Annotated in this window: 10 protein-coding genes and 1 other RNA gene; 8 read left to right on the forward strand and 3 right to left on the reverse strand. The window is 64.1% G+C overall.

Features of this window, described 5'->3' with window-relative positions:
* Window positions 1-1,037: hypothetical protein (locus FJY73_11630; GenBank protein MBM3321315.1), on the reverse strand; the 1,037-nt coding region annotated here is incomplete at its 3' end.
* A gap of 209 nt (window positions 1,038-1,246) precedes the next feature.
* Here FJY73_11630 and FJY73_11635 point away from each other — a divergent pair.
* From FJY73_11635 to FJY73_11665, 7 genes are all read left to right on the forward strand, one after another.
* Window positions 1,247-2,518, forward strand: coding sequence for a hypothetical protein (locus FJY73_11635; protein ID MBM3321316.1), 1,272 nt, complete (start codon window positions 1,247-1,249; stop codon window positions 2,516-2,518).
* Between the two features lie 72 nt (window positions 2,519-2,590).
* Window positions 2,591-4,732 carry a tetratricopeptide repeat protein gene (locus FJY73_11640; protein ID MBM3321317.1) on the forward strand — a complete coding sequence of 714 codons (2,142 nt, stop codon included), beginning with the start codon at window positions 2,591-2,593 and terminating at the stop codon, window positions 4,730-4,732.
* A 756-nt stretch (window positions 4,733-5,488) separates the two neighbouring features.
* On the forward strand, window positions 5,489-6,037 hold the full coding sequence (locus FJY73_11645; GenBank protein ID MBM3321318.1) for a glycosyltransferase family 2 protein: 549 nt from the start codon (window positions 5,489-5,491) through the stop codon (window positions 6,035-6,037).
* A gap of 66 nt (window positions 6,038-6,103) precedes the next feature.
* The gene (locus FJY73_11650; GenBank protein ID MBM3321319.1) at window positions 6,104-6,466 is read left to right on the forward strand and encodes a hypothetical protein; all 363 of its coding nucleotides are present in this window, start codon (window positions 6,104-6,106) and stop codon (window positions 6,464-6,466) included.
* Window positions 6,463-7,455: an NAD-dependent epimerase/dehydratase family protein gene (locus FJY73_11655; GenBank protein ID MBM3321320.1), complete on the forward strand. Its 993-nt coding sequence runs from the start codon at window positions 6,463-6,465 to the stop codon at window positions 7,453-7,455. Before FJY73_11650 ends, FJY73_11655 begins: the two co-directional genes overlap by 4 nt.
* Window positions 7,452-8,546, forward strand: a complete 1,095-nt coding sequence (locus FJY73_11660; GenBank protein MBM3321321.1) for a DegT/DnrJ/EryC1/StrS family aminotransferase — start codon at window positions 7,452-7,454, stop codon at window positions 8,544-8,546. Before FJY73_11655 ends, FJY73_11660 begins: the two co-directional genes overlap by 4 nt.
* 26 nt (window positions 8,547-8,572) lie before the next feature.
* Window positions 8,573-9,346: a class I SAM-dependent methyltransferase gene (locus tag FJY73_11665; protein MBM3321322.1), complete on the forward strand. Its 774-nt coding sequence runs from the start codon at window positions 8,573-8,575 to the stop codon at window positions 9,344-9,346.
* 253 nt (window positions 9,347-9,599) lie between these two features.
* Here FJY73_11665 and FJY73_11670 read toward each other — a convergent pair whose 3' ends face one another.
* A complete protein-coding gene (locus FJY73_11670; protein ID MBM3321323.1) occupies window positions 9,600-12,101 on the reverse strand; it encodes a hypothetical protein in 2,502 nt (833 codons plus the stop codon).
* Window positions 12,102-12,503: 402 nt separating this feature from the next.
* Window positions 12,504-12,862: a transfer-messenger RNA gene (ssrA, locus tag FJY73_11675) on the reverse strand.
* A 483-nt stretch (window positions 12,863-13,345) separates the two neighbouring features.
* Between ssrA and FJY73_11680 the strand changes: the two genes are divergently transcribed.
* Window positions 13,346-14,482 (forward strand): glutamine synthetase (locus FJY73_11680; GenBank protein MBM3321324.1); only part of this gene is annotated, 1,137 nt, incomplete at its 3' end.

Consider the following 14,482-nt stretch of genomic DNA (forward strand, 5'->3'; position numbering starts at 1 on the left):
GGGAAGAGGGCCTGCGAGAAGCCGTGAACCCCCCATCCGAGAAGGAGCCAGACCCAAGCGAGAATCGCGGCGGCCCGCGCGCGGGGTCGGCGGAAGAGAAAGAGCGAGAACACGACGAAGAGGAGAAGAAGCGAAACGCGCGCGACAGGCGTCGGGAGCACGCGTTCGAACAGCGGGTACGGATAGTAGGTCATCCGTTGGAAGGCGGGGAGGATGCTCGCGGCGTGGGCGAGGAAATCCCCGAGCGCGAGGGGACCGCGCCCCCCCGCCCCTCCGAGAACCGCGTGTCTTGCCAAGAGGAAGAGGAGAAGCGCGCCGAACGACGGAAGCGCGGCGCCCGCGGCCTTCCGAATCCGTGCGAGGTTGCTCTCTCCGGGCGAGAGAAGCCGCGCCGCGAGGAGCAAGAAGGGGGCGATCGCTCCGCTCTCCTTCGACCCGGCCGCGAGAAGACTGAAGATCGCCGGGAGCCAAATCCCCTTTCGCCCGCCGAGCTCCGAGGAGAGAAGGACGAGAAGAACGAAGAGAAGCACGAGCGTGTCGGCGCGGCGCGCGAGCACCGGCAGGATGTTCAGGTGAACCGGATGGGAGAGGAAGAAGAGGCCCGCGAAGACGCCGGCGAGGGAAAGTCGCCGCGCGCAGGGCCCGCTCGCGAGACGCGCGAGGAGAAACGCGCACACGGCGGCGAGCAGGAGGTCGGTCAGATGATAACCGCGCGCCGTGAGGCCGTGAAGTGCATGGTCGAGAGCGACGGAGAGGTTGAGCACGGGGCGGTAGAAGTGGCCTCCGGTGAAGCGCCCGTCCAGCATCTCCTCCGTGAAGGTCCCTCCGAAATCGGAGAAGTCCCGCACGCGCGAGGCGAGGACGAGCGGATACGTGTCGTGCCCCAGGAAGGAGAGAGGGAGGAACTCCCGGTAGAAGAAGAGGGCCAGCGCGGCGCTCGCGAGGAGGGGCGCCGAGCAGAGAAGGAGAAAGCCCGCCCGGCCGCCCGCGAGGCGGTCCGCGCCGGTTCGATCGCGGATTCCGGGCTGCCGGTCCATCGTGATTGCGCGCTCCCGTCGCGCGGCGAGCGTAGCACGACAATCTTCTCCCTCCAACCTCCGCGTTCGCCTCCTCCCGCTTCGGAGGTTCGGCCCGCGCGGTGAGAAGACCTTGGGCAGGAGAGGAGCCGGAGACTACAATGGAGCAGTAGTCGAGCAGGCGGGCGCCGACGGTTCGGGGCGGGGCCCGTCATGCGGAGGCTCGTCCGGTGATCCGCAGGGAGCTTGCACGAAACTCGGCGCTCTCCTTCCTGGCCCTCCTCGCCGGTCTCGCCGCGGTCTGGGCGGTTCTTCGGCTCGCCGCGTGGGGAATGGGAATTCGCGACCGCGATCTTCGATATCCGAACCAGATCGACATGTGGCGGCCGGACTCGATCGCCGGCTACGCGAACAAGCGCGACTTCCGCTCGCTGAGCTTCGGAACCGTGAGGATCGTCACGAACGAGCACGGCTTTCGCGGCGCGCGCCCGACTCCGCTCGAGGGAGGGGGGAAGCTCCGCATCTTCGGCGTGGGCGATTCGGTCATGTGGGGGACCGGTCTCGAGGAGGAGGACACGTTCCTCGGCGTGCTGGAGAGACTTCTTGCGGAGAGCGGGACCGAGGCCGAGGTGGTGAACGCGGGGGTCGGCGGCTTCTCGACCGTCCAGGAGTATCTCTTCTTCGAAAGCGTGGTTCTTCCCTTCCGCCCGGACATCGTGCTTCTGGGGCTCTGCTTCAACGACCTTCTTCCGACGGAAGACCCTCACGGAACGGTGCGCGCGGTCTACACCCGCTACCTGAATGCGTTGCTCGAGCGTCCGGACAACGGGCTCTCCGCGGTCGAGAAGCAGGTGGCTTCCCGTTTTCTCGAGACGCTCGCGACGGCCGACCACGTCTGGTCCGCCGTCCGACCCTTCGCGCTCTCTCCACTCGAGCACGCGGCTCTCTCGAAGGCTCTGATCGAGTATCCTCTCTCTGCGATGGGCTCTCGCTGCCGCGCCGAGGGAATTCGGCTGATCGGTCTCGTCTTTCCGACGAAGGAGCGCATGCCGATGTTCGAGAGGTACAACGAGATCTTCCGCCGCGCGCTCGAGCGTGAGGGGATCGAGTTCCTCGATTTCTCTTCCGTGCTGCGGGGGGAGGGGGACGAGCCGAAGACCCTCGATGGGCAAGAGGGGGTCTACGAACGGTTCGTTCGCGAGAAGCTCCGCCGGACCCCCTTTCGGGATCTGGACAACATCCTTTGGGTGAGGCGCTTCTCCCGACTGAACGAGACCGAGCTCTTCCTCGATTCGGCGCACCCGAGCAAGAAGGGGAGCCGTCTCGTCGCGGAGAGGATCCACGCGGTTCTCTCGGCGGACGGCGGCTCTGCCGCGCGCACCCTCTTCGGCGGGTCCGCGGGCGAGACCCGGGGCGTGGACGCGCAACCGCCCGGCCTGGCGTCGATGCGGGCGGATCGGAGGAGCACGCGCGGGACTTCGAGTCGAACCGCGAGTCGGTGACGGACTTCGAGACGTCCCCCGTCCGTGCCGCGGGATTCCGGGGCAAAGACACGTATCTTAGGGCAAGTCCGTATGAGAAGAGAAAAGAAGGCGGACGGCTCCCGGAAAGGGCGCGCATCGAAACCGAGGCCGGGGAGCCGGCGCGAGGCGATCCTCATCGTCCTCGTCGTGTGCGCCGTCTATTTTCCTTGCGTCTTCAACGGCTTCATCTGGGACGACGAGGGGAACATCTACGAGAACCCGACCCTCACGAGGCCGGATGGGCTGTCCCAAATTTGGGGTTCCTTCCGTCTCTACCAGTACTATCCCCTCACGTTCACTTCCTTCTACCTGGAGCACAAGCTCTGGGGAATGAACCCCATGGGGTATCACATCACCAACATCCTTCTCCACGCGCTGAACTCGGTTCTCGTCTTCTCTCTTCTCCAGAGGCTCGGAATGCGGCGGCCTCTCTCGTTCTTCACCGCGATGTGGTTCGCCGTGCACCCGATTCAAGCCGAGTCGGTGGCCTGGGCGACCGAAAGAAAGAACCTCTTGTCCGGTTTCTTCTATTTCTCTTCTTTTCTTTTCTACTTGAAGTACCTGGATGCGAGAAAGGCGAAGCCTTATGCGCTCGGCTTGCTCGCGTACTTCGGAGCGCTTCTCAGCAAGACCGCGACGCTGACCCTCTCGTTGACCCTGCTTCTCGTGGAAGCCCTGCGCGCCGGGTCGATTCGCGTCCGGTCCCTCGTCCGCGTGGCTCTGTTTCTATTTCTCGGGGCGGGGATGGGCGTGGTGACCGCGGTTCTCGAAACCTATCGGCACGGGGCTCTCCGGGCGGAGTGGAGCCACCCTCTGGCGGAGCGGATGCTCGCGGTTCCCCGAGTGTTCCTGTTCTACGCATCCAAGATCGTCCTTCCGATCCGCATGAGCTTCCTCTACCCTCAGTGGGAGATCGATCCCGCGCGTATCGAGGCGTATGGGCCGGCGGTTCTCCTCGCGGGGCTTCTCGCGCTTCTCTGGAGACTGAGGAAAAGAATCCCGCCCCTCGCCCGGTTCGGTCTCGGACACTATTTCGTGACGCTGCTCCCGGCGTCCGGGCTTGTGAACTTCTACTTCCTTCGCTACTCCTTCGTCCAAAACCACTTTCAGTATCTCGCCGGTCTCGGCATCCTGATCGTGCTTGCCCTCTCGGGAGCGGAGATCGTGAGAAGGAGCGCCGGGCGAGCGCCGCGCGCGAGGCTGGGCTGGGTTCTGGGCGCCGCGGTGGTCGTCGGTTGCTCGCTCCTCACCTTTCGCGAATGCCGGATCTATCGCGATGAGGAGTCCCTCTGGCGCCACACAATCGCAGCGAACCCCGAAGCATGGCTCGCGCACAACAACCTCGGGAGGGCTCTCGTTCGGCGGGGAGAACACGAGGAAGCGATGCGGCACTTCCGGCGGGCTTTGGAGATCCGCCCGAGTTTTCCGGAGGCTCATGTCAATGTCGGTTTGCACGCTCTGAGACAGGGGGATGTGGACCGCGCGATGGACTCCTTCGAAACGGCCCTGGCCGCGAGACCCGCGTTCGCTGTCGCCCATCGCAATCTGGCGGAAGCCTACGCGATGAAAGAAATGCACGACGAAGCGATCGAACAGTGCAGGAAAGCGTTGGCCCTCGAACCGGATCACGCGGAGACGCACGTTGTCCTCGGATCGGCCTACCGGGGGAAAGGGATGCTGGACGAAGCGGAGAGATCGCTCCGGCGGGCCCTCGGCATCAAGCCCAATCAAGCCGTCGCCTACTACAACCTCGGGTTCGTCGAGAGGGATCGGGGCCGATGGATCGAGGCGGCGTCTCTGTTCGAGCGCGCGGCCGCGATCGACCCGAGCTTCGTGGATGCGCTCAACGAGCTCGGGAACACCTATCTCAGCGCAAACGATCCGGCGCGAGCCACCGCCGCCTACCAGAGGTCACTCGCCGTCCATCCGAACCAGGTAGGGACGCACTACAACCTCGGTTTGGCCTATCAGAGCGCGGGGAAGATCGACGAGGCCATTTCTCATTACAACAAGGCTCTCGAGATCCAGCCGGACTTTTCCTGGGCGCATTTCAACCTTGCCCTGGCGTACGTCGCCAAGGGGGAGCATCGGCAGGCGATCGTCCATTGCGACCAGGCGGTTCGACTGGGACATCCGGTGGACCCGGCGTTCTTGCGATTGCTGGAGCCCCACCGGGAGTCCCGCTCGAACTGACGGGATGCGAGAGGGAGGTGAATGGTGGAGGCGGCGGGAATCGAAGCCTCGGACCGGCGAATGAGCGCGCTCCACAGAACCACGACGAGACCGATGCAGAAGCCGCACAACTTCGCACAGAAACAGACGGTTGTGCGGACCACGGCGAGAGCCCGTGCGACAGAACCACGACGGCTCGATACACGATTCAGACCCAAATGAACACGAAAAGTGTGCCACATGCGTGCCACGGATTCCGGGCGAAGCTGACCTCCCCGCAGCGGTCGTCGCGGGCCTCCGCAACTGGAAGAACCTGCCCGCGCACATTCGCGCCGCGGTCGAGGCCCTCCTCGGTGGGGCGGGCCAATGAGGGAGCGCGAGGGCGAGAAGCTGGGGTCGGTGCGCGTCCTTCCGCGCCGTCGCGTTCGCGCTTCGGTCGCGCTTCGGGAACGAGGCGGAGGAGGACGGGCCAGCCCCTGAAAAGCCAGCCGAGCCGGACACGCGAGTAAGGGACCTCATCCACGTTCTCAGCAGGCACCGTGTGAGGGAACTGCCCTCAAGGAGTGTGCGCTCATGCATTGACGCTACCCGTGCTGGAACCCGTAAGGCATGGCTGCTATGCGAGTTTCGACCCAAGATTTGCCTTGATCCCGCCTCCCGGCCCACCTATTGTGATCTCATCACCCGAGGCTTGAAGCAGCCCGACCCCGGGGTCGCTGGTCAGGCAAACTTGCACCGTGTCCTTCGCCGTCGTCGCCGCGGTCGCGGAGGGGAGATATGGATCCATCAGCTGAGCGGCAAGAGATCGTGACGGCCGCGGTCGACCTCTCCTTCGTCATCCCGGTCTACAACGGCAGCGGGTCGATCGGCGCCGTCGTCGATCAGATCCACGAGCATTTCTCGCACCTCGATTTCGAGGTGATCCTGGTCAACGATGGATCGACCGACAACAGTGAGCAGGTCTGCAGAGCCCTGGTGGAACAGCATCCCGAGAAGGTTCGCCTCGTGCATTTGGCACGCAACTTCGGCGAGCACAACGCGGTTCTCGCCGGCATGAACCACGCAAGCGGCCGCTACGTCGCCACCCTCGACGACGATGGCCAGAACCCCCCTCGCGAAGTCCTCCCCATGTACGACGTGATTCGGGCCGGAGACTACGACGTAGTCTTCGGCCGGTACCGGGTGAAGCGCCACAGCGGCTTTCGCAACCTGGGGAGCTGGATCAACGATCGGGTCGCCAATGTGGTTCTCAAGAAGCCGCGCGATCTCTATCTTTCCAGCTTCAAGGTGATGAATCGCTTCATGGTCGACGAGATCACGAGATAAACAGGTCCCTTCCCGCACATCGACGGACTGATTCTGCGCGCGACGCGGAACCTTGGCCAGGTCGAAGTGAACCACGTCTCTGCGAGCGGGCCCCGCGCGAACTACACGCTCTCCAAGCTCTTTCTGCTCTGGCTGAACATCTTCCTGAGTTTCTCCATCGCTCCCCTGCGTCTCGCCGCAGTGGCGGGTCTATTGATCTCGCTCTCGAGCGCCCTCCTGATCGTAGGGGTCATCCTCGACAAGCTCTATCTCAATCCGGATGTGGCCATCGGAATCCCGACGGTGCTGCTCTTCATCGTCTTTTTTGCCGGAGTTCAGCTGGTGATCCTCGGGGTGATCGGCGAGTATCTGGGGAGACTGTTCCTCGATCACTCGAAGAGCCCGCAGTTCACCGTACGTTACGTCCTAGGAAAGAAGAGGAAGCCGTGAGCGAGTTCTACCGCGGGAAACGGGTTCTCATCACCGGAGGCCTCGGCTTCATCGGAAGCAATCTCGCCGTGCGGCTGACCGAGCATGGGGCGCGGGTGCTTCTCGTCGACTCGATGATTCCCGCCTATGGCGCTACGCTTCGAAACATCGAGCCAATCAAGACCCGGGTGCGCGTCAACTTTTCCGACGTTAGGGATCAGTACAGCCTGAGCTACCTGGTGCGGGGGCAGGAGCTGGTCTTTAGCCTGGCCGGGCAGGTCAGTCATCACGAGAGCATGAGTGACCCGATGACGGACCTCGATATCAACTGCCGGAGCCAATTGTCGCTGCTCGAGTGTTGCCGACGCAGTAATCCCGCGGTGAGAATCGTCTTTGCGAGCACGCGGCAAATCTATGGGCGGCCCCGATACCTGCCTGTCGACGAGCGGCATCCGCTGGCTCCCGTGGACGTCAACGGAATCAACAAGCTCGCTGCGGAGATGTACAACAGTCTCTATCACTCGGTCTACGGAATCGAGACGGTGAGTCTGCGTCTGACCAATACTTACGGACCGCGTATGGATCTCTGCAATCACAACAAAGGCTTCGCAGGGGTCTTTCTTCGAAAGGCCCTGCGAGGCGAGAAGATCCAGGTGTACGGAACCGGCCGGCAACGTCGGGACTTCAACCACGTCGACGATGTCGTCGATGCTCTGCTGCTCGCGGGGGAGCGCGATGCGACGCAGGGCCAGGTGTTCAACCTCGGGCACCCCGAACCTGCGAGTCTCCTCGAGTTCCTAGCCACGCTGCGGAAGTTTGCGGATTTCGAGTACGAGTTGGTCCCGTTTCCCGCCGAAGCCGCGGCGATCGACATCGGCGACTATTTCGGCGACTTTCGGAAGTTCCACGAGGCGGCCGGGTGGACGCCGAGGATCGGACTCGAAGCGGGTCTCGAGAACACGATCGGTTACTTCCGTGAGTTCGGCATCGCTGGCGAGGCGGAAGGATGATCCCCTTCTTCGACGTCCGACTCTCCTCTCTCGGGTTCAAGGACGAGATCGACGAGGCGATCAGGCGCGTGTTGGCTTCCGGGCAGCTGATCCTAGGGCCGGAGGTCCGCGCTTTCGAAGAGGAGTTCGCCAGCTACGTGGGGGTGGGGGGGGCTGTGGGAGTGGGGTCCGGCACCGACGCCTTGATTCTGGCCCTGCGGGCGCTCGGCGTCGGACCCGGCGACGAAGTCATCACCGTAGCCAATGCCGGCGTACCGACGGTGGCCGCGATTCGCGCCGTGGGCGCCACCCCGAGGTTCGTTGACGTGCGGCCCGACGGTCTGCTGATCGACGAAGAGCAGCTCGAGCAGGCCATTTGCCCGCGCACCCGCTGCCTGCTCCCTATCCACCTCTACGGCCGGGCGGTCGCGATGGAGCCGATTCTGAGACTTGCTTCACGGCACGGCCTGCGCATCATCGAGGACTGCGCGCAAGCACACGGCGCCAGGTGTCAGGGGCGGCACGTCGGGACCTTCGGTGACCTTGGCTGCTTCTCCTTCTACCCCACCAAGAACCTCGGAGCCTTCGGGGATGGGGGCATGGTCGTGAGTAACGACCCGTGCCTCGTGGAACAGGTGCGCATGCAGCGCATGTATGGCTTCAAGGAAGACCGTTACTCCTACTGCGAGGGGATAAACAGTCGGCTGGATGAGTTGCAGGCGGCGATCCTTCGTGTGAAGCTGCGACACCTGCCTGCGTGTGTGGAGGCGCGTCGCACGATCGCGCGGCGCTACCTGGTTGGACTCGAGGGGTGCATCGACTCGCTTCCGATCGCGCCCTCCGTCGAGGCGCATGCGTACCATCTCTTTGTCGTCCAGGTGTCGGACCGCCAGCGCTTCGTCGATGCCCTGCGGGGAGAGGGTATCGGTCATGGGGTCCACTACCCGGTCCCGGTCCACCTAATGGACGCCTATCGCTTCCTGGGCTACGAAGAGGGCGAGCTACCTGTCACGGAACGGTCCGCGAAGGCCGTCTTGTCCCTGCCCATGTATCCGGGTCTCGAGGCCGGTGCGGTCGATCGCGTCATCGAGACACTGCGCCGGGTGCGCTGAGATCCCGGCGCTCCAGGCGGAGCCAGATGCGTCCCGGTGAACACGAGGTCATGGCGCGGGTCGAGGCAGACCACTGGTGGTACCTCGGGCTGCGGGACGCTGTGGCTAGGTCGCTGGGAACCACCCGTCTCGCCGTGCCGCCGCACCCCAAGGTCCTCGATGCCGGCTGCGGCACGGGGGAGAACCTGAAGTTCCTGAACGGTCTCCTCCGGCCTTCCTACCTGGGTGGATTCGACAGCGACGAAGAAGCGCTCGTGATGGCCAGGAAGAAGATCGAGGGGGTCGACGTCTATCAAAGCGACATCTGTGACCCGGTGATCCACGTCGACGATCTGGATCTGCTGGTTAGTCTGGATGTGATCTACATCCCGGGTGCGGAGCGTTCTCTGAACGGGCTGAGACGTCTGGTCGCCAGCCTTCGACGGGGCGGTCTCTTCGTGCTCAACCTCCCTGCTCACCCCTGGCTGTATAGCGAACACGACGTTGCGGTGCACACCAGCCAACGCTTCACGAGCCGCGAGGTCGCTTCCCTGCTCGATGCCCTGGGGCTGTCGGCGGAGCTCCTGACCCACCGCCTCTTCTTCCTCTTCCCGGCCGTCGTGCTGAGCAGGCTGCCCGGCATCTGGAGAGCCCGTCGCGGAGGCGACCTGTGGGCGGCTCGGTCGGATCTCCACACCATGCCGGGGAGGCGACTCAATCGACTCTTGTTCGGGATCCTCCGCGCCGAGAACGAACTCATCGCACGGGGAGCCCGCTTTCCATGGGGCAGCTCATTGTTCGCGATCGGCAGGAAGGTTTGAAGAGGCGCATCGCTCGCTGTCGCTCAGGTAGACCCCATCTGGGCCGGATGCGGACGTCTCGGACGTACCGAGCCGGCTCCCCGCGGGCAGATTCAGCGTGAGAACTGACTCCGCGACAATTATCAACTCACAATGCCTGGGAGCCTGGAATCCGCGGACAAGATCCGGCCCTTGATCCTGGTCATGATCGGAGCGAGCGCGCGGCAGGAGAAATGGATTCGGCCGGCGGGGCGAGGGAGGGGCCGATTCGCCTCTATGCGGGAACGCGGTTCCGGCGATCGGCTCGAACGAGCGAGTAGCACCAAGCCATGAGACCGAGAAGAGCGGCGCCCATGATGCGGAGCCCCCACAGATAGCTCTCCGGATCGTAGCGGAAGCGAACCTCACTGGAGCCGGAGGGGAGTACCACACCTCTCAGCATGTGGTTGACTCGGAGGACCGGGACCGTCTTCCCGTCGAGCTCGGCCTTCCATCCGGAGTGCCACGTGTCCGAGAGCACGAGGAGGCCCGGAGTCACCATTTGGCATGCGATGCGTATCTCGCGCGGAATCTCATCAACAATCACTGCGGATCCAAGACAGCTGTCCGGCAGGTTGATCGGAATCTCGGCATAGGCAACGCGGCGAGGATCGAAGTCATCTCTCGCCATGAGCTGGAGGCAGTTGGCTTCGTCCGACACGGTTTCTACCCTTTCCGGCACGTACGCCCTCGGCAGAGCGAGGGGGTTCTCCAAGAGCCAGTAGTCGTCTTGCTGTGTTAGGGGAACGACCCCGGTCGGAGGGGCGCCGCGAAAGACGACATAGCGGAGGTTCAGCATGTCGAGAACCGGGTGCAAGCGAATCGAGGTGGGACCTTTCGTGTCCAGGTCCCCGGCCTCGGCCGGCTGCAGGCGAAACGTCGGAACGTACCATCCGACCCGGGCGTGGGAGGGTCCGCGCGTCCTCTTGTTCTTGCCGATATTCAGGACGTCGATATTACGGCGCGGGTCTATTCCGTCGTAACCGCAGACATTCCTTAGATCATAAAGCTCATTCAGGTTGGCCGGGAAGCAGGCATAGCCTACGACGCGCCCCTCCTCTCTCTCGGAGAGCTCTCGGAAGATGGGTAGCTCCGGATAGTAAAGCTCGGGATCGCATTGCGGCGCCCGATTCCACGCGAAGAGGAGAAGCTCACCGACCGTGAGGACGCCGAGGACGATCGGGAGCGGCCTCGTCCTTGCTCCCCGCAGTCGAAGGGCGATCCATCCGACGAGAGCGATTGCCGAGAGAGTGGCGCCGGTAAGGAAGTACCGCCGAAAGCTCTCTCGAACGGCCGCCACATTCTCCATGTTCGAAATACCGAGCGGAGCGGTCCCGGTCGCCACCTGATTCGGCAGCTCCGTATAGAGATACCCGGGGAGGCGCGCGGCGCGGAAGAGGCAATAGGCGACAAGAAGAACGGTGACCGCCGCGGGGACCCAGAACCAGTTCCTCCATCGAAAGGGCCTTGCCTGGAGAATGTGACTTAGGCCGATGACGGCCAGGGAAAGGAGCGCGAAGGCGGTGAGGAAGACGAAGCGGTTGTACGAAGGGAGGTTCAGATAGGGGAGCCGCCCGAGCGGGACGAGGACCGGTAGGTTCAAAGTCCAACCGATGCCGATGACGGCTAGGATCGAGAAGAGGACGTTGGTCGAGCGATGAGATCGGTTGCACCAGGCGAGGGGAGCGAGGAGGAGCGCCGTGAGGAGACCTATGTAGCTCCCGGCAGCGCTCTCGACATGCCATCCGACGATGCGGACGCTGTTTCTGAGGGAGGTTCCGTAGACGTTTGGAAGAACAACCTGCGGCAGGGCCGATATCCCGGCGGGCGGGCGCTCTTCCAGCTCTCCTCTCAGCCGGGAGACGGACCGCGACCCGTCGCGCACGCTTTCTCCAAGCGGCAGAACGTAGGGCGCCGCGAGAGCGAGTCCCAGAATGAACGCTAGAGCGAGCTTGATGAGCCGGGACCATCCGCTTCTGTTAGGGCGACCTCCCAGCACGAAGAGCCCGATCGCGTAGAACGTCCCCGCCAGCAGGACCAACGCGCTGACGTCGGTCTGGCCCGTTACAGAGACCGTACAGGCGAGCAGGGCCGTAGCCGGAAAAGCCCAGTTCTTGCCGTGACGGAGCGCTGACCCCACGAAGTAGAAGAGCCAGCCGAGAAAGGACGCCGCGTAGGCGATTGCGCACCAGTGCCAAAGCAACATGTAAGGTGAGAGTGAATAACAAACCGCGCCCACGCCGCTTGCCCATGACGCCGCCCCTAGTATCCTCCTGAAGAAGAGGAGCGCGCCGGTCCCGGCTACAAGGGCCTTGAGCAGCTGAATCCAGGCGAGGCTTCGCGGAGAGTCGAAGAGATAGTAGACGAGATCGTAAACCGAGTATTGGGACCATCGAGTGAAAGGGACGCCGGCGAACATGTACGGGTCCCAAAGAGGGATCCGGCCGGCTCGGATCTCTCGCGAGGCGAACCGGCGGGCGGGCTCGAACGCCAAGACCGGGTCGGCGAGCGTTCGCTCGTGGGGGACGATCTTCTCCGTCTCCGGCGTGCGCGGCAGGTACACGCTCTGCTGAGCGAGCATGTCGAGGGAGAGGAGCAATTTCCGCCCGGAGAGAGAAGGCCAGAAGAGGATCACCTGACAAGCAAGGATGGCGAGGACGACGACAACCAGCGATGTCGGTCGTCCCGAGCGGGGTCGTGCGGCGGCCACTGATCGAAAGAAGCGTGAAACGATCATGACGCGAGGGCCAGCGTACTACGGTGCTCGATCGCATGTCCACCAGGAAAGTCGGTTTGGAGCTCGTTGACGGGGGCGGGGGGCGCCGGGCCTCGGGACGTGCCGTCACTATTTCGTACTACCCGCGCTCGATGCGTCGGAGGCACCCGATGGCCCGAAGCAGCCGACTCCTTTCCATCCACCCCGAGCAAGCTTGGCAAGCTTTGCCATCCTCCGCCTGTCCCTTCTCGCCTCGTCGTTGGCGAGCCTCTCCGGGCCAGCCGGTGCGGTGGAGCCTTTTGTCCAGGAGGAGAACATCCTTCCCGATCCGGAGTGCGTCACATGCGTGCCATTGAAGGCGGTCGTTGCCGAACACGAAACCGGCAACCCCGCTGACGATGCAAGATTGCCGGTTCTTCATGTTGGTGGAGGCGGCGGGAATCGAACCCGCGTCCGAAAGCGGTTCCGCGAAGGAGTCTACGTGCGTGGCCTGATCATTTAGGTGTCGTCCTTTCCCGTCTCCGATCGGCAGGATACGAGAAGGACCGAGCCCTAAGGTCTCGCCTCTCCCCCCGGGCCAAGGATCGAGGCCAGCCCGCGTTTGTCGACGCCCGTTTCCCCCCGCACGGGCGCGGAGAGAGCGGACGGACTACCTGTTGTTAGGCAGCCAGTGCCAAGTTATCGTTGGCAGTTGTGTTCTCTCACCGTTTTGACGAGGTCGGCGAGAACTCCTCGGCACGCGGCCTTCGCTTACTACGCCCCCGTCGAATCCATTCGCCCCCATTTCTCGATCGAGGATCGACGGACGGCCGTTCGGCGCGTCCACACACAGTATCGCTCGGATCAGCCTCCTCCGCAATACGATCGGCGGCCTGCACGCGCCCGGCGGCCGGCGCGGCCCGGCCCGGCCCGGCGATCCGGAAGAGGACGCCCCGAGGAGGGACCCGACCGCTAATTTCTTCAATGGCAAGATGTTGCGCCGTTCGATCGGCCGGGGCGACCGGGATTCCCTTTCGGTGACGATGAACCTACAGGCGACGATCACCTTGAACCGTCCGAACCGCTCGCCGCTCGTGACCGTGATCCCGCTGGTTCAGACCGTCGACAACTTGACCACATACGACGGGGTGATCGATTTCGGCGGCACGTCCGGCCGGACCGCTTCGCCTTCCGGGCGAGTTCTCTCCCTTTCTGATAGACTCGCCTCTCGGACTCCCGGCATCTCGGTTCGATCTCCATCCCCTCGGCGGGAGAAGAGGAGCCTCATGAGCACGAAGATGAACTCCGGAAAGGCCGCGTCTCCGCGGCCCTCCGCACGAAGCGCCGAAGGGAAGGCGTTCCCGCCGACCCGACTGGTCGGCCTCATCGGCAAGGAACCGTCCTTTTGGACCGTGGACGATCTCATCGCTCTCTTCAAGGAGCAGGGGCTCCGCCTCGTGAGCCTGATGCACGTCGGGGGGGACGGTTGGCTGAAGACGCTCGACTTCGTCCCTCGGAGCGAGGGCCACCTCCGCGACATTCTCGAGGGGGGAGAGCGGGCCGACGGCTCCAGCCTCTTCCGGGGGACCGGAATCGAGGTCGGGCGTTCGGACATCGTGCTTCGGCCCCGCCTGGAAAGCGCCTTTCTGGATCCTTTCGCCTCGCTCCCCACCCTCGCCGTTCTCTGCGGCCACTTCGGCAGGGACGGACGGCCTCTCCCCGAATCCCCCGACACGATCGTCCGCGCCGCGTACGACAGGCTTCGGGAGAGGACGGGGATCGATCTCTTCGCCCTCGGCGAGGTCGAGTACTTCCTCGGGAAGAGGCCCGAGGAGAGCGACGTCTACGGCGCCGACGATCGGGGCTACCACGCGAGCTCCCCCTTCGTCTTCGGCGAGGAGCTCCGCCGCCGCGCGCTCGAGGCGCTCGCGGAGATCGGTTTACCCATCAAATATGGACACAGCGAGGTCGGCTACATCGGGGCGAGGGACACGGACGATTTCATCTGGGAGCAACACGAGATCGAGCTTGCGCTCACTTCTCTCCCGCAAGCGGCGGAGGCGGTCGCCCTCACCCACTGGGTTCTTCGCAATCTCGCGCACAAGCGCGGCATGCGGGCGAGCTTCGATCCGATCATGCGGAAGGGACACGCGGGGAGCGGTCTCCACTTCCACTTCTCGCCGGTCGTGAAGGGGAAGCACGCGGCCGATCGGACGGCGGCCGGCACGTTCAAGGAACCGGCGAAGTGGCTTCTCGGCGGGCTCGTCCATCTCGGCGCTGCGCTGATGGCCTTCGGGAACCGAACCGGCGGTTCGTTCGCGAGGCTCTCGCAGGGGAAGGAATCCCCTCACTCGGTGATGTGGGGAGATGCGGACCGGAGGGCCCTGGTCCGGATCCCGATCTCCGCGCGCACCGAGAAGGGG

This window comes from Candidatus Eisenbacteria bacterium (assembly GCA_016867715.1).
Taxonomy (GTDB): domain Bacteria; phylum Orphanbacterota; class Orphanbacteria; order Orphanbacterales; family Orphanbacteraceae; genus VGIW01.